This window comes from Thiofractor thiocamini (assembly GCF_055384375.1).
This window is the reverse complement of the sequence record NZ_AP042389.1, coordinates 482,898-507,116: the sequence shown is the minus strand read 5'-3', so window position 1 is coordinate 507,116 and position 24,219 is coordinate 482,898. Positions and strand designations below refer to the sequence as shown.

The 24,219-nt window shown below is 31.8% G+C and carries 20 protein-coding genes; 16 read left to right on the top strand and 4 right to left on the bottom strand.

Annotated features, from left to right (window positions below):
* The first annotated feature begins 60 nt into the window (after positions 1-60).
* Genes ACZ47B_RS02525 through hisD form a run of 5 tightly spaced genes read left to right on the top strand, consistent with a single transcriptional unit; the run spans position 61 to position 4,933 of the window.
* A complete protein-coding gene (locus ACZ47B_RS02525) occupies positions 61-774 on the top strand; it encodes a YebC/PmpR family DNA-binding transcriptional regulator (RefSeq protein WP_464895107.1) in 714 nt (237 codons plus the stop codon).
* 59 nt (positions 775-833) lie between these two features.
* Positions 834-1,652: a peptidylprolyl isomerase gene (locus ACZ47B_RS02520; protein WP_464895106.1), complete on the top strand. Its 819-nt coding sequence runs from the start codon at positions 834-836 to the stop codon at positions 1,650-1,652.
* Between the two features lie 18 nt (positions 1,653-1,670).
* Positions 1,671-2,747 carry a class II fructose-bisphosphate aldolase gene (fbaA, locus tag ACZ47B_RS02515; RefSeq protein ID WP_464895105.1) on the top strand — a complete coding sequence of 359 codons (1,077 nt, stop codon included), beginning with the start codon at positions 1,671-1,673 and terminating at the stop codon, positions 2,745-2,747.
* Positions 2,734-3,663 carry a 1-aminocyclopropane-1-carboxylate deaminase/D-cysteine desulfhydrase gene (locus tag ACZ47B_RS02510; protein ID WP_464895104.1) on the top strand — a complete coding sequence of 310 codons (930 nt, stop codon included), beginning with the start codon at positions 2,734-2,736 and terminating at the stop codon, positions 3,661-3,663. The genes fbaA and ACZ47B_RS02510 overlap by 14 nt, the downstream gene beginning before the upstream one ends.
* A complete protein-coding gene (hisD, locus tag ACZ47B_RS02505) occupies positions 3,641-4,933 on the top strand; it encodes a histidinol dehydrogenase (protein ID WP_464895103.1) in 1,293 nt (430 codons plus the stop codon). Before ACZ47B_RS02510 ends, hisD begins: the two co-directional genes overlap by 23 nt.
* Positions 4,934-4,970: 37 nt before the next feature.
* Here the strand turns inward: hisD and ACZ47B_RS02500 are convergent, their stop codons facing one another.
* On the bottom strand, positions 4,971-6,560 hold the full coding sequence (locus ACZ47B_RS02500) for a methyl-accepting chemotaxis protein (RefSeq protein WP_464895102.1): 1,590 nt from the start codon (positions 6,558-6,560) through the stop codon (positions 4,971-4,973).
* A 35-nt stretch (positions 6,561-6,595) separates the two neighbouring features.
* Positions 6,596-7,720 carry a tRNA guanosine(34) transglycosylase Tgt gene (gene tgt / locus ACZ47B_RS02495; protein ID WP_464895101.1) on the bottom strand — a complete coding sequence of 375 codons (1,125 nt, stop codon included), beginning with the start codon at positions 7,718-7,720 and terminating at the stop codon, positions 6,596-6,598.
* 38 nt (positions 7,721-7,758) lie between these two features.
* On the opposite strand from tgt, the gene ACZ47B_RS02490 reads away from it, so the two are divergent.
* From ACZ47B_RS02490 to mog, 6 genes are read left to right on the top strand one after another with little or no spacing between them, the layout of a single operon-like run.
* Entirely contained in the window at positions 7,759-9,162 is a 1,404-nt protein-coding gene (locus ACZ47B_RS02490; protein ID WP_464895100.1) for a COG3400 family protein, read from the top strand.
* Between the two features lie 11 nt (positions 9,163-9,173).
* On the top strand, positions 9,174-10,214 hold the full coding sequence (gene aroB, locus ACZ47B_RS02485; protein WP_464895099.1) for a 3-dehydroquinate synthase: 1,041 nt from the start codon (positions 9,174-9,176) through the stop codon (positions 10,212-10,214).
* Between the two features lie 16 nt (positions 10,215-10,230).
* On the top strand, positions 10,231-11,472 hold the full coding sequence (gene mtaB, locus ACZ47B_RS02480) for a tRNA (N(6)-L-threonylcarbamoyladenosine(37)-C(2))-methylthiotransferase MtaB (RefSeq protein ID WP_464895098.1): 1,242 nt from the start codon (positions 10,231-10,233) through the stop codon (positions 11,470-11,472).
* The gene (locus tag ACZ47B_RS02475; RefSeq protein WP_464895097.1) at positions 11,459-13,126 is read left to right on the top strand and encodes an ATP-dependent metallopeptidase FtsH/Yme1/Tma family protein; all 1,668 of its coding nucleotides are present in this window, start codon (positions 11,459-11,461) and stop codon (positions 13,124-13,126) included. The genes mtaB and ACZ47B_RS02475 overlap by 14 nt, the downstream gene beginning before the upstream one ends.
* On the top strand, positions 13,113-13,628 hold the full coding sequence (gene bioV / locus ACZ47B_RS02470) for a pimelyl-ACP methyl ester esterase BioV (protein ID WP_464895096.1): 516 nt from the start codon (positions 13,113-13,115) through the stop codon (positions 13,626-13,628). The genes ACZ47B_RS02475 and bioV overlap by 14 nt, the downstream gene beginning before the upstream one ends.
* Before the next feature lie 7 nt (positions 13,629-13,635).
* Positions 13,636-14,163 carry a molybdopterin adenylyltransferase gene (mog, locus tag ACZ47B_RS02465; protein WP_464895691.1) on the top strand — a complete coding sequence of 176 codons (528 nt, stop codon included), beginning with the start codon at positions 13,636-13,638 and terminating at the stop codon, positions 14,161-14,163.
* Positions 14,164-14,171: 8 nt separating this feature from the next.
* Here the strand turns inward: mog and ACZ47B_RS02460 are convergent, their stop codons facing one another.
* Positions 14,172-16,067 carry a bifunctional diguanylate cyclase/phosphodiesterase gene (locus tag ACZ47B_RS02460; RefSeq protein WP_464895095.1) on the bottom strand — a complete coding sequence of 632 codons (1,896 nt, stop codon included), beginning with the start codon at positions 16,065-16,067 and terminating at the stop codon, positions 14,172-14,174.
* Positions 16,068-16,226: 159 nt separating this feature from the next.
* A complete protein-coding gene (locus ACZ47B_RS02455; RefSeq protein ID WP_464895094.1) occupies positions 16,227-17,150 on the bottom strand; it encodes a helix-turn-helix transcriptional regulator in 924 nt (307 codons plus the stop codon).
* 101 nt (positions 17,151-17,251) lie between these two features.
* On the opposite strand from ACZ47B_RS02455, the gene cas6 reads away from it, so the two are divergent.
* Genes cas6 through cas3 form a run of 5 tightly spaced genes read left to right on the top strand, consistent with a single transcriptional unit; the run spans position 17,252 to position 24,217 of the window.
* Entirely contained in the window at positions 17,252-17,977 is a 726-nt protein-coding gene (gene cas6 / locus ACZ47B_RS02450) for a CRISPR-associated endoribonuclease Cas6 (RefSeq protein ID WP_464895093.1), read from the top strand.
* Positions 17,974-19,929, top strand: a complete 1,956-nt coding sequence (locus tag ACZ47B_RS02445; protein ID WP_464895092.1) for a hypothetical protein — start codon at positions 17,974-17,976, stop codon at positions 19,927-19,929. Before cas6 ends, ACZ47B_RS02445 begins: the two co-directional genes overlap by 4 nt.
* A 10-nt stretch (positions 19,930-19,939) precedes the next feature.
* Positions 19,940-20,884, top strand: a complete 945-nt coding sequence (locus tag ACZ47B_RS02440; RefSeq protein WP_464895091.1) for a type I CRISPR-associated protein Cas7 — start codon at positions 19,940-19,942, stop codon at positions 20,882-20,884.
* Positions 20,868-21,599, top strand: coding sequence for a hypothetical protein (locus ACZ47B_RS02435; RefSeq protein WP_464895090.1), 732 nt, complete (start codon positions 20,868-20,870; stop codon positions 21,597-21,599). Before ACZ47B_RS02440 ends, ACZ47B_RS02435 begins: the two co-directional genes overlap by 17 nt.
* A complete protein-coding gene (cas3, locus tag ACZ47B_RS02430; protein WP_464895089.1) occupies positions 21,587-24,217 on the top strand; it encodes a CRISPR-associated helicase Cas3' in 2,631 nt (876 codons plus the stop codon). Before ACZ47B_RS02435 ends, cas3 begins: the two co-directional genes overlap by 13 nt.
* Positions 24,218-24,219 lie beyond the last annotated feature (2 nt).

The following is a 24,219-nucleotide window of genomic DNA, read 5'->3' as shown; positions in this document are numbered from 1 at the left end:
ATATCATATTTTAAAGGATATTTAACTATAATTATCCAAATTTTGCAAATAAGGATGATAATGGCTGGACACAATAAATGGTCTAAAGTAAAACATATAAAAGCAAAACAAGATGCCATAAAAGGAAAAGCTTTCACAAAAGCCATCAAAGATATAACGACCGCGGCAAGAGCAGGCGGAGGCGACCTTGACAGTAACGCTGCACTAAGACTTGCGGTTGAAAGAGCAAAAGCGGTTTCTATGCCACAAAGCAATATCCAAAGAGCCATAGACAAAGCTACGGGCAATCTGCAGGGAGTTCACTATGATGAGATAACTTACGAAGGTTACGGCCCGGGAGGAGTTGCCATCATGGTGGAGTGTATGACGGATAACAAAAACAGAACTGTAGCAACGGTAAGACATGCTTTTTCAAAAAATGGCGGAAGCATGGGTGAGAGCGGGTGTGTTGCATGGATGTTTGACAAAAAAGGTATCATAACGGTTACAAAAAGTGATAAAGATGATGAAATCATGGAAGTAGCCATGGATAACGGCGCAAGTGATATAAAAGAGTTCGATGACTTTTTGCTTTTTGAGTGTGAACCGGGGGATTTTAACGAGCTTTTAAAGGCTATAGAAGAAACCGGAGCTGATATACAGGAAAGTTCCATAGAGCTTGTAGCCAACAATGAAGTGGATGTAGATGACGAAACAGCGGCAAAAGTTGAAAAACTCATAGATGTTTTGGAAGAAGACGATGACATACAAAATGTATATCACAATATGAGTTGATTTACTTTACAGTTACTTTTAAGTAGTATAATATTACAAAATTTTTAAAAAGGATATAGATGAAAAAGATTATTTTAAGCGTAGTAGCGGCATCAGTTATGATGACAACTTCAAGTTTTGCGGCACAAAAAGTGTATGCGAAAGTAAACGGTATGGATGTAACTGCCGGTGATATAGCGATGGTTATAAGAAATCCTCGTATCAATTTCGATCAGCTTCCCCCACAAACTCAGCAAAAGATACTTGACCAGGCGATAGACGGCAAGCTTTTGACATCAAAGGCGATAAAAGAAGGCGTGGAGAAAACTGAAGCTTTCAAAAAAGCCCTTGAAAAAGTAAAAAGAGATTTAGCTCTTGAAGTATGGATGAAAGAGCAGTATAAAAAAGCTAAAGTAACAGATGCCCAGGCAAAAGCTTTTTATGATCAAAACAAAGACAAATTCAAACAACCGGCTCAAGTTAAAGCAAGACACATACTTGTAAAAACAGAAAAAGAAGCACAAGATATCATAAACCAATTAAAAGGTTTAAGCGGTAAAAAGCTTGAAAACAAATTTATAGAACTTGCCAAAACCAAATCAACCGGTCCGAGCAAAGTAAACGGTGGCGAACTTGGATGGTTCAGTGCAAAAAGAATGGTTCCTGAGTTTTCAAAAGCTGCATTTGCTCTTAAAAAAGGTCAAATCACAAAAACTCCCGTTAAAACACAGTTTGGTTATCATGTTATATATGTAGAAGATAAAAAAGATGGCGGAAATGTAGCCTTTGCAAATGTAAAAGACAGGATAAAAGCACAACTCAAAATCCAAAAATTCCAAAAAAATGTCCAAACAATTGCAAAAAAACTTAGAAAAAGTGCAAAGATAGAAAAATTATAACAATACAAGGAAGCTAAAATGAGTACAAAAAAGGTTTCTGATTTTTTAAAACCGGGAGTGATAGCCGGAAGTGATATGCAAAAACTTTTTTCCATTGCCAAGGAACAAAAATTTGCCTTGCCCGCAGTGAATGTCGTAGGAACAGACTCCATAAATGCAGCTCTTGAATCGGCAAAAGACGTAAACTCGCCTATAATCATACAATTCTCGAATGGCGGGGCGGCATTTTTTGCCGGAAAAGGGATCGACAGCACAAAAGGAGCAGTTTTGGGCGCTATAAGCGGAGCTATGCATGTTCACACGATGGCAGAAGCTTACGGGATACCTGTTATCTTGCACACTGACCATGCAAACAGAAAGCTCCTGCCTTGGATCGATGCACTTTTGGATGCGGGAGAACAGCACTTTAAAAGACTCGGAAAACCTCTTTTTAGCTCCCATATGATTGATTTGTCAATTGAATCACTCGAAGATAACATATCAACCTGTGAAGAATATCTAAAGAGAATGAGTAAGATAGATATGACTTTAGAAATTGAACTTGGAGTTACAGGCGGTGAAGAGGATGGCATAGATCATAGCGATATAGACAATTCAAGACTTTACACTCAACCCGAAGATGTGGCGCTTGCCTATGAAAGACTTAGCAAGATAAGCGATAAATTCACTATAGCCGCATCTTTCGGTAATGTTCACGGAGTTTACAAACCGGGTAATGTCGTACTTACTCCAAAGATACTCGATAATTCCCAAAAATATATAGAAAATAAATTCTCCACATCCGAAAAACCGGTAAGTTTCGTTTTTCACGGCGGTAGCGGCTCAACCCATCAAGAGATAGAAGAAGCGGTAAGTTATGGTGTGGTAAAGATGAATATAGACACCGATACCCAATGGGCTTTTTGGAGCGGGACTAAAGGATACATAGAAAAATATCATGACTATCTGCAAGCCCAGATAGGTAACCCGGAAGGGGATGATAAGCCAAATAAAAAATATTATGATCCTAGAAAATGGCTAAGAGCAGGCGAAGAATCCATGAGAGACAGACTAAAAATCGCTTTTGGAGATTTAAACTGTATTGATAGATATTGAAAATTCTCCTGTTGAGGAAGTTTTTGTAAATGATAAAAAGATTTTTATCAAAAGGGATGATCTTTTAGATAGTGAATTTTCCGGCAACAAAGCCAGAAAATTTCACTATTTTTTAGTAAATGACTTTCCTCATATAAAAAAAATAATCTCTTACGGCTCAAACCAGTCAAATGCCATGTACTCACTTTCGGTACTTTGTAAGTTAAAAAACTGGGACTTTGAGTACTATACCGATCATTTACCCGATTTTTTGTTTAAAGACCCAGTCGGAAACCTAAAATATGCGCTGCAAAACGGTATGAAACTAAAACTTTTCAAAGATTGTCCGTATGAAGAATTGATCGGGAAAAATACTCTATCCAAAACTATCATAAAAGGTGACACTCTTTTTATACCAGAGGGCGGAAGATGTGAAACATCAAAATACGGCATCGCTCATCTTGCAAAAGAGATAATTGAATTTAAAAATGATAAAAACTTGACCGATTTAACTATCTTTTTACCCTCAGGTACCGGAACAACTGCACTTTTTTTGCAGCAGTGTATAAAAGAGTTAAGCGATAATTCAAAAGTTTATACAAACGCATGCGTAGGCGGAAAAGAGTATCTGAAAAAACAATTTTTTAAGCTTAACGATAACGAGGCAGACCATCCGGTAATTTTAGATACGAAAAAACACCGTTTTGGAAAACTTGATTGTAAAATGTATGGATTTTGGATAGAATTACAAAAAAAATTGAAAATTGAATTTGACCTTTTGTATGATCCTTTGGGTTTTTGGTGTATGATGGAATTTTTACAAAAAAATGATATTTCGAGTGAAGTTATGTATATACACCAAGGTGGTACAAAAGGCAATATTTCAATGATACAAAGATATAAAAGGAAATGTGGTGAAAATTTTCAGTATAAATGACAATGATTTTGAAAAGAATTTTAATGAATTGTTAAATCGCGGAAAAATGGATATACAAAGCGTATCCAACATTGTCGGTGATATCATAAACAATATCAAAGAAAAGGGCAACACTGCAATCATGCAGGATATAGAAAAGTTTGACAAATGGAAGCCAAAAAGTGATGATGATTTATCTATAAACACCAAAGATATGCAAAACGCTTATGACAATATAGATAATGACCTTAAAATTGCCTTGCACTTAGCATATGACAGGATAAAAAGCTTCCATGAAAAACAGATGCCGCGCTCCTGGTTCGATTATGATGAAAATGGTGATATTTTGGGGCAAAAAGTAACCAGTGTAGATAAAGCCGGTCTTTATATCCCGGGTGGAAAAGCGGCATATCCGAGTTCTCTTCTTATGAATGCGATCCCGGCCATTGTTGCAGGAGTAAAAGAGATAGTGGTTTGTACGCCTACTCCAAACAATGAGATAAATGAATTACTTTTGGCTGCTATGCATATATGTGGTATAAAAAAAGCTTTCAAAGTCGGAGGTGCCGGTGCGATCGCAGCTTTGGCATACGGAACGAAAACCATACCGAAGGTCGATGTCATAACGGGTCCAGGCAATATATTTGTTGCAACTGCAAAAAAGATGGTCTTTGGAGAGGTAAACATAGATATGATAGCAGGGCCTAGTGAAATAGGCGTTATAGCTGACAGCAGTGCTGATACAAGATATCTTTCGATGGATCTTTTATCTCAGGCGGAGCATGATGAGATGGCAAGTTCGATCATGATAACAACGGATAAAGAGATAGCTTTTAAGACAAAAGAGCAGATTTACAAAGATTTAAAAACATTAAGCAGAGTTAAAATAGCACAAAAATCCATAGAAACAAGAGGTGCTATCATAATAGTCGATACCATGGATGATGCAGTCGATTTGATGAACCAAATAGCGCCTGAGCATTTGGAGATATTGACAGAAAAGCCTTTTGAAATTTTGCCTTTTATAAAACATGCAGGAGCCATATTTTTAGGAAAAAATACACCTGAGCCTATAGGTGATTATATAGCAGGTCCAAATCATACTCTTCCAACAGGAGGAACTGCCAGGTTTTATTCACCTCTTAGTGTAGATAATTTTATAAAAAAGTCTTCCATTATAAGTATATCCGACAGGGGTATAAAGGAGATAGGTGAGGCATGTGCACTTTTAGCTAAAACAGAAGGTCTTACTGCACATCAAAAATCAGTCGAGATAAGACTGCAAAAGTAGCCCCAAAAAGCAAAATACTTTTCGGGGTTGAAACTTTTTAAGTTCTAAAGCTGTTTAGCTTTGCATTTAACTCTTTTGCGCTCTCTTTTATCTTTTTGGATATGCTCTTCATTTCATTGATGACTTTTATATTTTCTTTTGAAGAGCCGTAAACTTCTTCTATCTTTGTTAGTATCTCTTCCACGTCATTTGCAAGCTCTATAGATTCTCTTAGTGAGTCATCGGATACTTTTTGCGCAACTCTCACTGTGGAAGATGTTTCATCTATATCTTTGTTAATATCAAGTGCGTCATTTGATAATTGTTCGATGCTTTGGGCATTTTTACTAATGGCATCGCTTGCATTTGCAATTTCCTGGACCATGAGGTTTGTTGTCGCATCTATCTCAAGAAGTGATTTTTGGGTTTGTTCGGCAAGTTTTCTAACTTCATCCGCAACTACCGCAAAACCCCTACCGTGTTCCCCTGCTCTGGCAGCCTCTATGGCGGCATTTAAAGCTAGAAGATTTGTCTGGTCTGATATATCGGAAATCTTCGTCAAAACCAGCTTCGTATCCTCGGCAGTCTTGTTCAAGTCATTTATCCTGTTGGCTAACTCGATCCCCGCATGAGACTCTTCTTGCATCTTTTGGCTCATCTGATTTATGCTTTCTTTCACGGTTTGAAGCTTTCTATCAGCCTCTTCTATGTCTTCTTTACTCTTTTTGGCGCTTTCCACCGTATCTGCCAGGATAGATTTCATATTGCTACCCATGTCGTTGACGCTTTCTATCTCTTTAATGTTTTCAAGTATCTCTTTGCTTAAATAGTTTGAACTTTTTTCAAGCTCATTTGAAAGATGAAGATTTTGGGTGCTAGCATTTTTGGCTTCGATAACAGAATGCTGAACCTTTTCTATGAAAGTATCGACCCATTTGCCTGCAGCTGCCAATTCATCCTCTTTTACAAAGTTGAGTCTTTTTGTCAAATCGCCGTCCCCGGTTGCTATATCTTTTACTCTTATAGTTAAAAAATGAAGAGGTTTTAGTATCTCTTTGCCAAAAAACAGCAAAAACCCTATAGTAGCTATGATAGAAGCGATAATCAAACTTGCCACGATAAGGTAGTTAAAGTCACTTATCTCCTTGTCGGCTTTTTCCAAAGAGAGTTGAAGATTCATGACCCCCAAAACATCTCCCCTGCTTGATGTGGCATGACAGCCAAGACACTCTGTTGTAGCTATCAGTGGCTTGTGAAGTTCTAGTATATGTTTTCCATTTTCATTTTGCTCCATGATAACTTGTTTTTTGGTTTGAAAAACTTTTCTGACCATTTCATTTGTAGTAAAATGATCTTTAAGTCCAAATGCTTTAATAACCTCTTGTGACTTGTCTATCTGGATATCTTCTATACCCTTTATCTTTTTAACGGTTTTTAGGGTATCTTCAACGATTTTTGGATCTCCAAGATTCATAGCTGTTCTGATAGCTACAAATATAGTACTGCTTAAAGTTTCTATATTGTCAGTTGTGGCGCTTTTTATGATTTTATTCGAATTATATGATATAAAAAGAAGCAATATAATAGAACCGATGATAAAAAACGACAAAGTGGTCGCTATGAGTTTTGATTTTATGGTTTTTAACATTTTATATCCTTTGTATTTAATAAAAAATCGGGAAATTATTTTACTCTTTTATCGTAAAAATTTTTCTTAAATTTTAAAAATTTATTTTCCATTATAGCATTTCTTGCCTCTTTTACCAAATGAAGATAGTAGTGCAGATTATGTAAAGATGCAAGTCTGTAGTATGTGATCTCCTTTGCTTTGAAAAGATGATGTATATAGCCTAGAGAGTACCTTTTACAGGTATAGCAATCACACTCTTTGTCTATGGGTTCATCAAGTAGCTTGTATCTTGAAGATTTTATATTGATCTTGCCGTAACTTGTAAAAAGCGTTCCGTTTCGTGCATTTCTTGTAGGCATGACACAATCGAACATATCGACCCCTCTTTCGATATTTTCTACCAAATCCTCAGGAGTTCCCACGCCCATCAAGTATCTTGGTTTATCTTTTGGCATAAAAGGAGTGGTGTATGAAACTATATCATACATCTCTTCATTGCTTTCTCCGACACTCAAGCCCCCTATGGCATATCCGTCAAAATCCTCCAACCCTACCAACCCTTCAGCGGAAATCTTTCTAAACTCTTTGTCTGTTCCGCCTTGTATGATAGCAAAGATATTTTGTTGGGAGTTTCTTTCAAGTTGTTTCATTTTATTATGATACTCTATAGATCTTTTTGCCCATTCATAAGTTCTCTCAATCGAAAGCTTAACTCTCTCTTTGGTTGCGGGAAGTGCTACAAGATCATCAAGTATCATCATGATATCTGAGTTTAAGTTATACTCAATATCCAAAACTTTTTCAGGCGTAAAGTAGTGCATAGAGCCATCTATATGACTTTTAAACTTTATACCGTTTGGATCTGCTTTTGAGATGGAGCTTAGTGAAAATGCTTGAAAACCGCCGCTATCTGTTAAAAAACTTCTGTCATACGTAGTAAACCCATGTAATCCTCCAAAAGAGTTTACAACCTCATCGCCCGGTCTTAGATACATATGGTATGTGTTTGCAAGTATGATCTTGCTATCAAGAAGAGTTGTCATATCGTATGCGTCGAGGGCTTTTACACTGCCTACCGTACCAACAGGCATAAAAACCGGAGTTTGTATAATGCTGTGGGATGTTTGTATGGTACATGCCCTTGCATCGCCGTCTATGGCGTCTATATTGAACTTCATTAATCTTCCTTGCAATTTAAATTTGATATAATATAATTATGAAAGATATATTAATAATCGCAGACGGTATTGTAGCAAAACATTTTTTAGAAAGAGTTTGCAGCGATACTACATCCGATAACAATTACAGTGTAGTTTACTACAATGATAAAACGATTACCGATAAAAAAGCCGAACATGTAAAGTATTTCAAGTTTGATCCGACAAGTTTCTCAAAGCTTAGATCAGTTTTCAAAGATAGTATCGTCGAAGTATTCATAGTCGTAAAAAAGAGATTTGACGCATTGGAGACATACAAAAACATAAGGGCATTAAGTAAAGAGATACATATAGTTTTGCTAGATGTGTGGCATCTGAGCTTTGAAGATACAAACCTCTCTTTGCTAAATGCAAACGAAGTACTTTCATCAAGGCTTTTTGACTTTTTGCCGAATGTTTCTGTAATAGCACAAAATGTAGGTCTTGGCATAGGCGAAATAATGGAGATAGACGTACCTTTTGGAAGTCCTTATGTGTACAGACATATTTCAAGCATAAGACAAAAAAACTGGCAGATTTCCGCTATCTACAGAGCCAATGATCTGATACTGCCAAAACATTCGACCATGATATATCCAAACGATATACTTCTTGTTATAGGAGATCCAAATATCCTAAGAAGCGTAAGCATAAGTATCAAACAGGAGTTTGGCTCTTTTCCCTCACCATATGGTAAAAATATATATGTTCTTATTGATATGCAAAGAAACGACCCTGATGATATAGAAAAAATGATCAACAACGCTTTTTTGCTCCACTCCATGCTAAACAACAATAAACTGATCATCAAGATAATAAACCCGACTTATTCAAAATGCTTTGATAAAATAAAAAGTTACGATAAAGGTTCTACTAGAGTCTTTATAGATTATGAGACGGATAATTTCAAAAATGCACTTTTTCAAGATCTCGAGATTGCCAATATAGGACTTATCATCGTTGATAACGATATATTTGGCAAATACAAACAGATACTATATGATGCCAAAATACCTGTCTTTAAAACAGGTACGTATGACTTTAGCAAAATAAAACAGAGTGTAATCATCCCTGAAGACAGTACAAAAATAGAAAAATTAACCGCTCCTATCTTTGATATATCGGCTCAACTCGATCTCGATATAGAGTTGTACGATTACGATCCTGAAGAGATGGGTATAAATGATGAGTTGATAGATCACTTTAAAAATTTGGGTAGCATGTTCAAAAGGAAGATAAAAGTTGTAAAACCAAAACACAATCCTATCATGGAATTGGAAACCAAAGATGATATCGTGCAGTTTTTGCCCTTTGACGAGAACGTTAAAAATGCAGGTATTTTCTCATGGTTTTCCAAAAGTTTTCAAAAATTATACTACAAGTTAAACGGGGTGTATCAAGTTTTTATCCCCGTACCAGAATAAAGAGGAAAGACATGCATATAAATATCGATATAAATGAACAAAAAAAGAGTTATAGTATTTTCATAAACGAGCTTGACAAACTTATATATGAAAAAAAAGTTGCCGTTATAACCAACCCGAGAGTTTCAGGTTTACATTTAAAAAAACTTTTAGAGCATCTTGAAGCCAAAGAGTTATATATCATTACGGTACCTGACGGAGAAGAGTATAAAAACTTAGATACGGTATCATATATACTTGACAGACTAAACGAGCATCGGCTAGATAGAAAATCTCTACTTATAGCTTTTGGCGGAGGAGTCATAGGAGATATGACAGGATTTAGTGCAGCCATCTTTTTAAGAGGCATTGACTTTATTCAGATACCGACTACCCTACTCTCTCAAGTTGATGCAAGTGTAGGTGGCAAAACCGGAGTCAATAACAGATTTGGCAAAAATTTAACCGGGGCTTTTTATCAGCCAAAAGCCGTTTACTGCGAAACGGCTTTTTTAAAAACTTTACCAAAAAGAGAGTTTGGTGCAGGAGTAGCTGAGATAGTCAAAATGGCTGTTACTTTTGATAAAGATTTTTTTAACTGGCTTGAAAAATACTCTCTTTTTGAAGAAGAAAATCTTGAAATTGCCATAGAAAAATGTATAAGGATAAAAGCCGATGTTGTCAGTAAAGATGAAAAAGAAGCAGGCATAAGAGCGGTTTTGAACTATGGCCACACTTTCGGTCATGTTATAGAAAATGAGACAAACTACAAAAAATATCTTCACGGAGAAGCCGTAAGTATAGGTATGGTTTTAGCCAATAAACTGGCTTTAAAGCTGGGGCTGATTGACAAAGATGAAGCTAACAGGATAAAAAGTCTTCTGCAAAGTTACTCACTTCCTGTAAATTATGAGATAAAAAACTATGAAAGTTTTTACGAGAGTTTTTTTCATGATAAAAAAAGTGCCGACCACAAGATAAAATTTATCTTACCAAATCATATAGGTTCATATAAAATGATCGATGATGTGGATAAAAATATAGTTATATCATCGCTTATGAGTGAGGGGTGAAAGGGTGAAGGGTGAAGTGAAAAAGGTTTATTTTAAAACTTTTGGGTGCAGGACAAATATATACGATACCCAAGTCATGATAGAAAATCTAAAAGACTTCGATATAGCCAAAGATGAAAATGAAGCAGATATCATCATCATAAACTCCTGTACCGTTACAAATTCGGCTGACAGTAGAGCAAGAGGCTATATATCCAAAGTATCAAAACTTGGCAAAAGAGTGATATATGCAGGATGTGGCGCCATAAGCAAAGGGGAGAAGCTTTTCAAGGAAGATAAAGTTTTTGGGGTTTTTGGCCACTCTGAAAAAGAAAATATCAACCAAATCCTAAAAAAAAGTGAAAGATTTATAAAAATCGGGGATTTGAGCTCAGTTGAAAAGAGTATAGTTTATAATTTTGAAGGGAAAAACAGAGCTTTTATAAAAATCCAGGAGGGTTGCAACTTTAGGTGTAGTTACTGCATCATTCCCTATGTAAGAGGAGATGCAAGAAGCCAGGATGAAGAAAAAATTTTAGAGCAGATAAAAATACTTACTCAAAATGACTACAATGAATTTATCCTTACAGGAACAAATATAGGAAGCTACGGAAAAGACAAAGGCACATCCCTTGGTAAACTTCTTAAAAAAATCTCTCTCATAAGAGGGGTAAAAAGGATAAGGCTTGGGAGTATCGAGCCTGTACAGATAGATGATGATTTTAAAGAGATACTTGATGAGAGTTGGCTTGAGAGGCATCTTCATATAGCTCTTCAGCATACAAATGAAGAAATGTTGAAGATAATGCACAGAAGAAACAGTTTCAAAAACGATATAAAGCTCTTCGAAGAACTATCACTCAAAGGTTTCGCTCTTGGGACTGATTTTATAGTGGGACATCCTGGTGAAAGCGAAGAGAGATTTGAAGACGGATATGAAAAGCTTGAAAAACTACCGCTTACTCATATACACTGTTTTACATACAGCAAGAGAGAAGATACACCTTCAGCTAAAATGGAAAATACTATTGGCGGAGATATTGCAAAAAAACGACATAAAAAAGTCGAAGAGTTGATAGAAAGAAAAAATTATGAATTTAGAAAAAATGTAAAAGAGCCCCTTTTGGTACTTGTTGAAGAGTTCAAAGACGGATATTTTAAAGGACTTGATCAATACTACAACAGGGTCTTGATAAATTCCAAAAAAGAGCTCAACAACGAATGGATAAAACTAAACAATTATAAAGTTAAAAAGGATATGAATTATGCCGAGTTTTAAAAATAAAAAATTTATCTATACCCTCACGGCACTTGTGATACTGTTGGCACTTTTTACATTTGCCTATATAAAAAACAGTGCCGACTCGATAAACTATGAAACTTACAAAACTCTTCTAGATGCAAACGATATAAAAAATGCCACCATAGATGGTGATCAAATCATCATAAAAACATATAACGGCCAAAAATACAAAATAGTCAAAGACGGTATAGATATAAAAGAGTTACTTAAATCAGCTCCTGTAGATATAGCTCAAAACAGTACTTTTTTAAGTGATTTAACTAGCGGCATCATACTTTTCTTGATGATATTCGCTTTTATACTCTATTTGCGTAAAAAAGATATGCAAGCAAGAAGTAAAATGGAAGAAAAAAGAAACAAACAGCAAGCTTTCGATATAGAAAGTTTCATGAGTACACCTGTAAAACCTGTAGTTTCAAATATAACATTTAAAGATGTCGCAGGCATAAAAGAGGTAAAAGAGGAGTTGGCCGAGATAGTTGATTTTTTAAGAAATCCCTCAAAATACAAAAACTTCGGCATAAAACTTCCCAAAGGTGTACTTTTGGTCGGACCTCCGGGTGTCGGAAAAACCATGATAGCAAAGGCAGTTGCGGGCGAAGCCAATGTACCGTTTTTTTATCAAAGCGGATCATCTTTTGTGCAGATTTATGTAGGAATCGGAGCCAAAAGAGTAAGAGAGCTTTTTGCCTATGCAAAAAAGTATGCACCCTCTATCATCTTTATAGATGAGATAGATGCCGTAGGAAAGGCAAGAGGAGGACTAAGAAACGACGAAAGAGAATCGACTCTAAATCAACTGTTATCGGAAATGGACGGGTTTGAAGAGAGTTCGGGAGTCATAGTCATAGCCGCAACGAACAAGATAGAAGTTTTGGATGAAGCACTTTTAAGATCAGGCAGATTTGATAGAAGAGTTTTTGTTTCACTTCCGGATAAAAGTGAAAGAGAAGCCATCATAAAGATATATCTAAAAGATAAAAAACATAAAGTCGATGCAAAAAATATAGCTGATATAACAGTCGGGTTCAGCGGTGCGGCACTCTCAACTTTGGTAAATGAAGCAGCCATAAATGCACTAAAAAGAGGCTCAAGAGTTATAGAAGAGAGTGATTTTTATGCGGTTAGGGACAAAGTTTTACTTGGTAAAAAGAAGATACTATCTTTTTCCAACGAAGAAAAAGATATACAAGCACTTTACCAATCAGCCAAAGCTCTTAGCGCATACTGGTTTGATGTAAGTTTTGACAAGGTTTCCATCATAAGTGACGGTACAAAGGATATAGATAAAGAGATAGAGTCAAAAAGCGCAATGCTTTCGAAGATAAAAGTTTATCTCTCCGGTATGGTCGCAACCGAGCTTTTTTATCAGGATAAATTTTCAAACAGTGTCAACGACTTGCAAAAAGCAAAAGATTTGGCAAATTTGATGGTAGAAAAGTACGGTATGGGTGAGAGTATATATCCAAACAAGCTTGACAGTGCAAACATACTAGAAGAAGCAAAAGAGGAAGTCAAAAAATTCCTTGAAAGATATGAAAATGCTCTGACAAAGGTTAAAGAGAGAATGCTACAAAATGAACTTGTTACAAAAGAGGAGTTAAAAGAGATAGTCAATGGTATATTTTAGCGGATTTTGTTTTCAAAACGAGCAAAAAATATTTGATAACTTCCTTTTAAAGAGTGATTTTACGGTAGCCGGTTTTAGCTACGGGGCTATCAAAGCATTTGAATATGCACTAAAAACCCAAACAAGGATAGATACTCTTCAACTTTTTTCACCTGCTTTTTTTCAAGATAAAAGTGAAAGTTTTAAAAAACTTCAACTAAGAGCCTTCAAAAAAGATAAAGATAGGTATCTGGATACTTTTTACAAAAATGTTTTATACCCATATGATTTTGATATATCGAGATATAAAAAAAGAGATGGTTTGGAAGATTTAGATAAACTTCTTCGCTATGAGTGGAGTAAAGAAAAATTGGATATAATTGTACAAAGAGGGATAAAGATGGAAGTCTATCTTGGTGAACAGGATAGGATCATAGATACAAAGCAGGCAAAGGAGTTCTTTATCCCTTATGCCACGGTTTACTGGCTAAACAACTGTGGACATATACTAAAAGGAGTTTGATATGAATATGGATATAAAGATAGGCATACTTACAGCGTCAGACAGAGCAAGTGCCGGAGTTTATGAGGATTTATCAGGTCAAGCTATCATAGATACGCTAAATGATTACCTTAAAAGCTCTTGGAGAGAGATATATGAAGTGATTCCTGATGACCAGGAAAGCATAGAAAACGCCCTTATAGATATGGCGGACAATGAAGGATGTTGTCTTATAGTAACAACCGGAGGAACGGGACCGGCAAAAAGAGATGTAACTCCGGAGGCAACTGAGTCGGTATGCGATAAAATGATGCCCGGATTTGGAGAGCTTATGAGGCAGGTAAGTCTAAAGTATGTCCCCACAGCCATACTATCAAGACAAACAGCCGGCATAAGAGGTAAAACTCTCATAGTAAATCTCCCCGGCAAACCAAAATCCATAAGAGAGTGTCTCGATGCGGTATTTCCGGCTATCCCATACTGCATAGACCTACTTGAAGGACCATACATAGAGTGCAATGAAGAGGTAATAAAACCTTTTAGACCTAAAAAATAGTTTTTTAACTACAGGACTTGCAAGGGCTCAGGCTCTTTAAAGTCCTCTTTTAGCAATCTTCCCTCAGGCTTTCCTATAAAATATCCCTGTGCAAAATCCACTTCATTATCTTTTAAATAATCAAATATATCTTTATCGGAAACAAACTCTGCGATAGTCTTTACATTGATATTTTTTGCAAGGTTTTGTATCGTTTTAAATATATCCTTTATTTTCTCATCTTTTAAAACCTTTGAAACCAAAGAGCCGTCAAGCTTTAGATAATCAAAGTCCAGTTTTGATATCTGTGCAAGATTTGAGAAACCGGTACCAAAATCATCCAGGGATATCTTGACTCCAAAGTATTTTACATCTTTTATAAATTCATTTATTTTTTCATAATCTTTTATAGCCTCTTCTTCGGTAATTTCTATAACGAGTCTTTTTGCGGTCTGTGGGTATCTGTTTATCAGTGCTTTAAGATATGCCACAGTATACCTGTTTTCTATATCCAAAACTGAGAAATTCACAGAAAATTCATAATCATAATCTTTGAAAAATTGAAAGCTTTTTGAAAGGATGGTTTTTGTAAACTCTTCGTATACCGGAATTTTCTTAAGGGTATCCAAAAATTCTCCTGGATTTAGTATCTTTCCGTTTTCCCTCACTCTCATAAGGCACTCGTATTTTGTAATTTTATCGTCATTAAAATTATAAATCGGCTGAAAATACACTATCACGTCATCCATCGCCAAGGCAGCTTTAAGCCTGTTTGTCAAAGACATCTCTTTTTTATAATTCTCCAACAACTCTTTTGCTTCGGCGGCATTTATGAGTTTTTTCTCTTTTGCTTTTACGAGTGCATACTCACACTCTTCAAGCGCATTTTCAGAAAGCTCCCTGTATGCTCCATAGAATTGTATGGTATAGCCTATCTCTTTTAACTCGATCTTCCCGTTTAAATTCTCAAAGGTGCTCTTCGCCAACTCTTCATTTTCAACCAATATCGCAAACTCGTCGGCAAAAATCCTATAAACTTTTATAATATCGAGTGTTTCGATAAATTTTGCAACTATTTTCAATACACTATCACCGAATTTATTACTGTATATTGTATTGATTTTTGAAAAATTTCTTATATTTACGAGTAAAATGGTTGGATTTTTGAATATCTTAAAATCTTTTTGAAGTTGGAATCTGTTGGGTATTTCAGTAATCGGATCGATATACAAAGATAGCAGTTTCTCTTCCAAAAAGAGTGAGCTAAGAAGTCCTTGAAGCTGTAAAACAAACGAAAGCATATCAAGATAAAGCGATACAAAATAAAAGTACTCATTATGCCTGTAAAAGTACAAGGCATCAGCCGCAACATAATGAAAAGAACTGCTTAAAGTCTCAAAATGTTTTTTTATCTTTTGGTCACTAAAGTATACCCCCTTGTACTCTTTTAACCATTTTCCAAAATCACTTTTTGCTTCTATGGTTTCAGGAGCGGGTGCATCATACAATATATGCTCGATAAATTCTATAAGCCAAAAAGTAAGATACTTTGAAACGACTATCTTGTCTTTTGATACAAATATGCCATTGTTGTGGACCTGATTGGTAAAACTTACTATCTCGACAGGAAGTCTTGCTTCTATATACCCTTTTGCAAAAATGTTTTTATTGGTATCTAATATCTTTTTTCTCTCACCGCTTAACTTTTGTGAGAAAATATCCAAAAAGATGGATATCTCACCAAACGGTATGGAGAGCTCATAGCACTTTTTTCCAAAATTTTTCAATTTTTTAGTGTTTGCTTTCTTTTTCAAAAGCGAGCTCAGTCCTTCATACATAAATTTCCAATTTTTCTTAACAATCCAAAATTGAAAATACTCTTTTTTCATCTCTTGTTTTATAAAATCTTTTATATCGATCTCCATTCCACCCTTCCGGCAAAAGATATACAAACTAGCTTGCATAGCGTTAAAAGTTTTAAAACCAACATATTGCTAACCATAAATACTACCGAAAGTTTTTTTAAACATTTCTAAAATACATTATGACAGAAATCGTGAGAATATTTTATAATTTTTACTTAACTATAGATTTTTGTCGTAAACTTTGATAGATTCATTTAAAAGTAAAATAAAATCTTTAACTAAATAATTCGGGGAAATGATAATAAGATCAGGAATCCACTTTTTAACTTCAAAAAGTATTGCGGTTTTTGAAGTTGTTTGAATACTAAAAACCAAACTTCCATCATCTCTTTTTTCTAAAATTTTTTGAGTTTTAAAAAAACTTTTTCTCATAAAGTATTTGGCTATATTGGCATTTGCATGCAAAATAACTTCAAATAGATCATTGTCAGGTTCGAACCATATGTTGATAGCATTTTCAAGTTTAGACATTTTTTCTTCATCTACTTCATATACTCTATCGCTCAATACTAAATTTTTTATATCTTTTATATAAAAAGTTTTAAATCTACCATCTTTTAAATCTTTGGCATAAAGATACCAAAAACCTTCAAATACTGTGATTCTATACGGTTGCAAAACTCTTTTTTCTTTATAGTACAGCTCGATCTCCACACTATTTTCTATAGCATTTTGGAGAATTTTTAAGTGATTTGCATATAAGCTTAAATCTTCCACAACCATTTTAGAAAGTATAAAATTTTCATCTACATTTACAATCTTGTTAAATATTTTTTTGCTTTTTTCTTCAAAAATAGTACCGAATGATTTTGAGATACCTTTTAAGATTTCAATTACCAAAATGCCTTCAGTATCCATTTGCTTATCAAGCCTATAACCAACTTCAAAACTGTATCTTCCCCTTCTTCTAACTATCGGAAAAATCTTACCAAGTCTTTGGTTTAAGTCTTTTTGTATCGTTTTTTCACTTACATTATACTCTATACTTAACTCTTTTTTTGTTACTTCTTCACCGCTATTTAATTTTTTAATTATACCAAGTAGTCTAAAAAGTATCTTGTCATAATCATGCTTTTTTCTCATAAAAAATCCTAAAAAATTTTTAACTGGAAGTTAAGTCTTCCATTTGTTCCGGTATAATTTTAACATAAAAATGATATAATCTTTAAAACAGGAGAAAAGATTTGAAATATTTTGAACTAAAATGCAAGGCATATTTGAAAAAAGATATAGAGTTTAAGATGAGCTTTGAAAAGATAGGCAGGTTTATAAGCTTTTGTTTGATGCAAGATGCCTACACAAAGCAGATACATCAAAAAAGAGGTTTTAAACACTATACATTTGGTAGTTTCTTTGAAGTAGAAGAAGATAAAGTTTATAAAAAAGATAAAACATACGATTTTACTCTACGAACACCCGATGAAAAAATGGCTCAAATCCTCCAAAAAACTCTAAGAGAAAATATCAACAACCCCTACTTTCAGATACTACAAATAACACAAAAAAATGTAAAGCAGTTTTTTATCACCGAACTATATACCCTCACTCCAACCATAGTTTCAGTAGAAAATGCCAAACTGTACTGGAGTATAGACAAAGACGGCGATATACTAAAACTCCAAAGACTTTTGCATGAAAATCTTGAAAAAAAGTATAAAGATTTTTATCAAAAGGAGATAAAACCGACTCAAAACTTCATCCAACTCCTCGAACTTAAAAATAAAAAACCCCAAACTATCACATTTCATAAAAACAATAAACCGATACCCCTCTTTGGAAACAAGTTCAAAATCATCCCCAATGAAGATAAAATCAGCCAAAAGTTAGCTTTTATGGCACTTGGAAGCGGACTTGGAGAGAAAAATAGCTTTGGTGGCGGGTTTATGATTGCTAAAGGAATTGAGATATGATAAAAGAGATAGTTGAGTTTATGGATGCAAATCCAAATATTGAAGATTATTTTATTAAAGATGAATTAAGTAATTCTTATCTTCATTATTATATCAAAATCAAAAACAATATGATTTGTAATAGTTTGTTAGATATTGAAAACTTAGATGATGAATTCAAAAATATTTTAAAATATATGACATATTATCAAAAAGGGATGCATAATAAATATCTTGATAAAAATAAAGGTTTAGGTGGAAGTTCCCCATATATATTAACTGTTAAAGTTTTTTATAACATTGATAACAACAAAGAAATTATAAAAACAAATTTATATAACATAAAACCTAATAATGCAAATAGAATAAAAGTACAATTTGAAAGTGCTATTAAATATTTGAGAGATGATAACGAGAAGAATGAATTATCCAGTATTCAAAAATATCTTGAAGAAAATCTTGAAGAAAAATTACTTGAAAATAGAATAATAATTCAAACATTAAAAAATAAATATAATAATCAAAAAAAAGACAAAAAAGAAGTTTCTATTGAAGTAAGAATATATATAGATGTCGGTTTAGAAAAAGTAAAATCATTTTATGAGAAGTTTGTAGAGGAAAGAGCTTTTTTAGATACAAAAAAGGCAGGTTTACATGATGGTAAATGCCATATTTGCAATAAAAAATCAAATCAATTATCGCTTCCATATATATTATCTACTTTAGGTGATGAATTTGGAATGAAACTAACAATGCCTTTGAAGATTACAAATGCTATATGCAAAACTTGTACTTTAAAACTTCATAAATTTAAAGTTATGACAGATGATAATCAACTCACAAAACCGTTTCCTCTTTTTATTGATAAAAAAAATCTTTTTGGGCAACAAAAAGAGATTTTAAAAGATAATGAAAAAAAGAAAAGTTATCGAGAAATTATTAAATCTATTTATTATACTAATCCAAAAGATTTGAAAAATTTCTATCTTTTAAATTATTATTCTAAAAATGATAATGGTTGGAAATTGCAAATTAGAGATTTAGATTATGTAGAAAATTTTCAATATATGACAAATTTAAAAATATATAATTTTATTCAAATATCTAATAGTTTTATATTAGATAATTTTTATAATGAAAATTTAAGTGTATTTCAATTTGAGAAAATTGTAAATGGGTTATTTTTTGAAGGAAAATTGCAAAATAATTATTTTTCAAACCACAAAGACTTTAAAATAACTTATTGGAAAATCAACTCTACAAACTCAAACAATTTACTTAAAAATTATCTTATTAAATATAGGCAAAACTTTTATGACTTTATATATAAATCTCATAAAAGTGCATTAGATTTAATAGATTTTAGAGAAATGTTAATTGATATAATAATCGATAACATTAAACACGATGAAAAAAATAAGGATGGATACTCAATTTATGAAAATGAAATAAAGGAAAAATTAAATTTTCTTTTTAGTATTGAAAATTATAAAATAAAGGAGAAAAATGTGCAAAGTGATGAATTAATAAAACTAAAAGAAAAACTTAAAAATACTCTTGGATATTTTGAAGAGTATAAAGATAGAAATGAGACAAAAACAAGATTTGTTAATGGGGTGGATCATATAGAGTTAAATGAAGAAAATGACAAGCTATTTGCTTTTTTAATAGGACAGTTTGCAAGGTATTTATTATCTTTAAGTAAAGCAAAAAAAGAAAATTTAACTCATGCTGATTTTGCGGGGTTTTTAGATTGGCAAGATAGTAAATTACTAAAAGAGTATGTTTCAGAGATATTTAATAAATATGCTCATGAACTCCAATATAATAAATATAATGGTAAAGTTGAAAATGCAATAAGCATAATACAAACTTATAAAGAGGATTTAAATATGGATAGTGTCAAAGAGTATTTAATTGCAGGTTATTTTGTAAATAATTACTTTTATGAAAACAAAGATAAATTAAATTAGGAGAATTAAAATGAGAAATAATGAATTTAAAAATAGAGTATATGGATGTGTTGTAGTAAAGGCGATTAATGCAAATTATAATGCAGATTTTAATGGATTACCAAGGAGATTAAAAAGTGATGGTAGTTTTTATGCTACGGATAAATCTTTTAAATGGTTAGTTCGAAACTATGTAAATAAGAACTATGAAAATGAAAAAATACTTTTTACTAAAGTTTTAGATGATAAGTTAAATACTTTGAAACTTAAAGAAGCATTTGAAACATTAAGTGATGAGAAAATTTCTAAAGATAATATGAAAGACACTATTTTTCCAAAACTTTTAGATTTTATAGATGTAAGATTATTTGGTGCAGTATTTTCGCCAGAGGGTAAAAAAGATAATAATATTTCTATTCATGGTCCAGTTCAAATAAATCATGCAACAGATCTTTACAAAAAGGGCAGAGTTTATACGGATGAAATTTTAGCACCATTTACAGCAATTGGCAGTGTTAGTAAAGCAACAGAAGCTCACTATATTCATAATTTTTCAATAAATCCTAAAAATTTATCAAGTTGGAGAAAAATAGTAAAAGATATAAAAGTGTTATCTAATAGTGATATAAATATCTTAAAAAATGCTTTTAATAATTGTGCAACTTATTATGATTCTCATGCCAAATCTGGAATTGAAAATGAGTTATCTATTTATATAACTTTAAAAGAATATTCAATTCTTACACTTCCAAGTTTTGCACAATTTATAAAATTTGAGAAAAATAATGATGGAAATATATCATTTGATATCACTAAATTTATAGATTATTTAGCTAAATATGAAAATGAAATAGAAAATATTGAAATATATTATATAGATGGCCTTTTAAATATAAAAAATGAAAGTAGTAAATTATCTAATAAAATAAAAATGCTTGACCTTTTAGAAGTGAAAAAAGATGAAGAAACTAATTAGTTTTACTATAAAATCAGAATTTGGAATGTTTAAAAAACCTGATATAAACGATAAGATTTTTGTTTCATATAATATGATACATAAACCTTATATATTTGGAATTTTGGGTGCTATTTTGGGTTATGATGGTTATGCTCAAATGGAAGATAACTCTAATATGCCTGAATTTTACAATAAATTAAAGGACATAAAAATTGCAATATCACCAAGTGATAGTAATAGTGGAATATTTAAAAAAAAATTTATTATATTTAACAACACTACAAATGGATCTATATCAAATATAACAGAACAAACTCTAATAAATCCTGCTTATAGGATTTATCTTGAACTTGATGATATTACTCATGTACAATTAATAAAAAATTTACAAAATAATAAGGCTATATATCCACCTTATATGGGGAAAAATGAGTTCTCTTTATGGTGGGATGATTTTCATATTCATGAAAAATTTGAAGAGATAAAAGAAAAAGAAAAATTTCAAGTAGTAAGTATTATAAAAAAAGATGAAAATTTTATTATTAAAGGAACAGGTTATAAAGAAAGAACTACAAACTATTTCTATCTATTCGAAAGATTACCTATAGAGTTTGATGAAAATTTGAAACAGTATATTTATCATGATTTTTTATATACAAATCATATATTTAAAAATAATACAAATTTAGAAAATCTTTATGAATGTGATGAAGGTGTGATATGTCTCTTTTAAAATTTAATAAACTGGATATAAAAATTGAATTAGATTCACATAAAGAATATAGAGCTCATAAAAGGTGCATTAGGTATAAAAAAGTTGATAGTAAAAAAGAATGTATAGAACATAAATATGAAAGCTTAAAAGAACATATAGATTTAGTTTATAAATATTTTTTACATTTAGTTGAAAAAAATAGATTAGAAGATCATTTGGATAAATTTTTTGATGAAAGTGTAACATTACTTGATGATGTATCAAAAGAAACAGAATTTGCAAATTTTGTTAAAAAACTTTTTATAAAAGCTATTTATTGGCATGATATGGGAAAAATGAATCCTAACTTTCAAGCAGATAAAGAGAAAATGGATAATAGTGAGTTTGAAAAGATAGAACTTTCAGAAGGAAATAATCACTCTCCATTAGGTGCATATTTATTTATCAATCACTCGCTACAAGAGTTATATGGTAAAAATTGGGATGAAGATGAAATAGAAATTCTAGAAACTGTTGTTTATATTTTTGGATATTTAATATCAAAACATCATGGAATTATTTATGCATATGACGATATTGATTTTAAAGATGATTTAGAACAATTTTTAAAGTTATTTAATATTGAAAAATGTTTTACAAAAATTCATAAAAATGAAAATAGATCTTTTTTATCTATTTGGGATTATATTGATAAAAATAAAGATACTTTATTTTTAATTTCAAAATCTCTATTTTCTTTATTAATTCTTTCAGACTATTATGCCACTGCTCAATTTATGAATTATGGAAATCAAGAAGAATTAGTTTATAATGATTTAGGTTTAATAGATGATAAATTTAGAAAAAAGATTTATGATGAATTTTATATAGATAAATTTGATAAAAATGGCAAACAAAAAATATTTAATCAATCTTTAAAAAATAAAACGGTTGAAGACTTTAAAGAATTTAACCAACTTCAAAAAAAATCTAATGATAATTTAAATCTTTTACGGGGCAAACTCTTTGTAGAAGTAAGAAATAATTTAAGAAAAAATATCGATAAAAACCTCTTTTATATAGAAGCACCTACAGGTGCAGGTAAAACAAACTTATCAATTATGAGTGCTATTGAAATTTTACAAAAAGATAAAACGATTAATAAAATATTTTATGTTTTTCCCTTTACAACACTAATTACTCAAACTTATGGGGCTATCAAAACAGTTTTAAATCTAAACAATAGCCAAATAGTGCAACTTCACTCAAAAGCAAAATACAATAGCAAAAGTGAAAGTGAAAAAGATGGAGTTTATGGAGATGAAAAAACAAATTTTTTAGATAACCAATTTATGAACTATCCTATTACTTTGCTTAGTCATGTAAAGTTTTTTGATATTTTAACAGGGGTTAGCAAAGATGATAACTATATTTTTCATCGTTTAGCCAACTCTATTGTTATTATAGATGAGATACAAACATATAATCCTGATTTATGGTCTCAAATGGTTTATCTTTTAGATACATTTGCAAAAAAGTTTAATATTAAGTTTATTGTTATGAGTGCGACTTTACCAAAAATTGGAGCTATTATTGATAGCAATTTCACTTTTTTAGTATCAAATAAACTAGAGTATTTTCAAAATCCAAACTTTAAAGATAGAGTTGAAATAGATACTAAAACTGTAAAAATAAAAGAACCAAAAGATATTTATAAAAAAGTTTTAAAAGAGAGTAAAGAATATCAAAAAGTATCCAATAGTAATAAAGTTAAAACAATTATTGAATTTATTACTAAAAAAGGAGCTGATGAGTTTTATCAAGAAGCAATTAGCAAAAAAGATATTTTTGATGCAATATTTATTTTAAGTGGAACAATATTAGAGCCAAGAAGAAAAGAGATAATTAATTTTATAAAAAATAATAATGACAAAAATATTTTGCTTGTAACAACTCAAGTGGTTGAGGCTGGTGTTGATATTGATATGGATATAGGACTTAAAGAAAAATCTTTAGCAGATAGCGATGAACAACTTGCAGGAAGGATTAATCGTAACTCTTCTAAAAATAACAATAAACTATTTTTGTTTGAGATGGATAATCCAAAAGCACAATATGTTTATAAAGGTGATAAAAGACTTGGAGTTGATTATGAGAATGTGTTTACTACAAAGGATTTTGATAAATATTATAATCAAGTAATAGAAAAACTCAAAAAAAGCAATAGTTTAAACTTTATAGAAAATTTAAATAGCTATATAGATAATATTAAAAATCTTAGATTTTCAGAAGCACATATAAAAATAATAGATATAGAGTCTATTTCTGTTTTTGTTCCTATAAATCAAATGGCTAAACTCTATTGGGATGCTTATGAAAGTGTTATAAAAAATAATGAAATGGATTTTACAAATAAGAAAATTAAAATTAAAAAATTATCTTCAAAGATGTCTAATTACACATTCTCTTTAGCAAAATATAATGGTAGTGGAATTGAATATCTTAAAAACTATTGTGAAGAAAAATATGGATATTGGTATTTAAAAGAGGAACATATTGCAAAAGATGACAAGTTTGATGAGTCGCATATATACACATATAATAATGGTTTAGATACAAGAGTTTTAAAAGGTAAAAATGTAGGAATGTTTATATAACT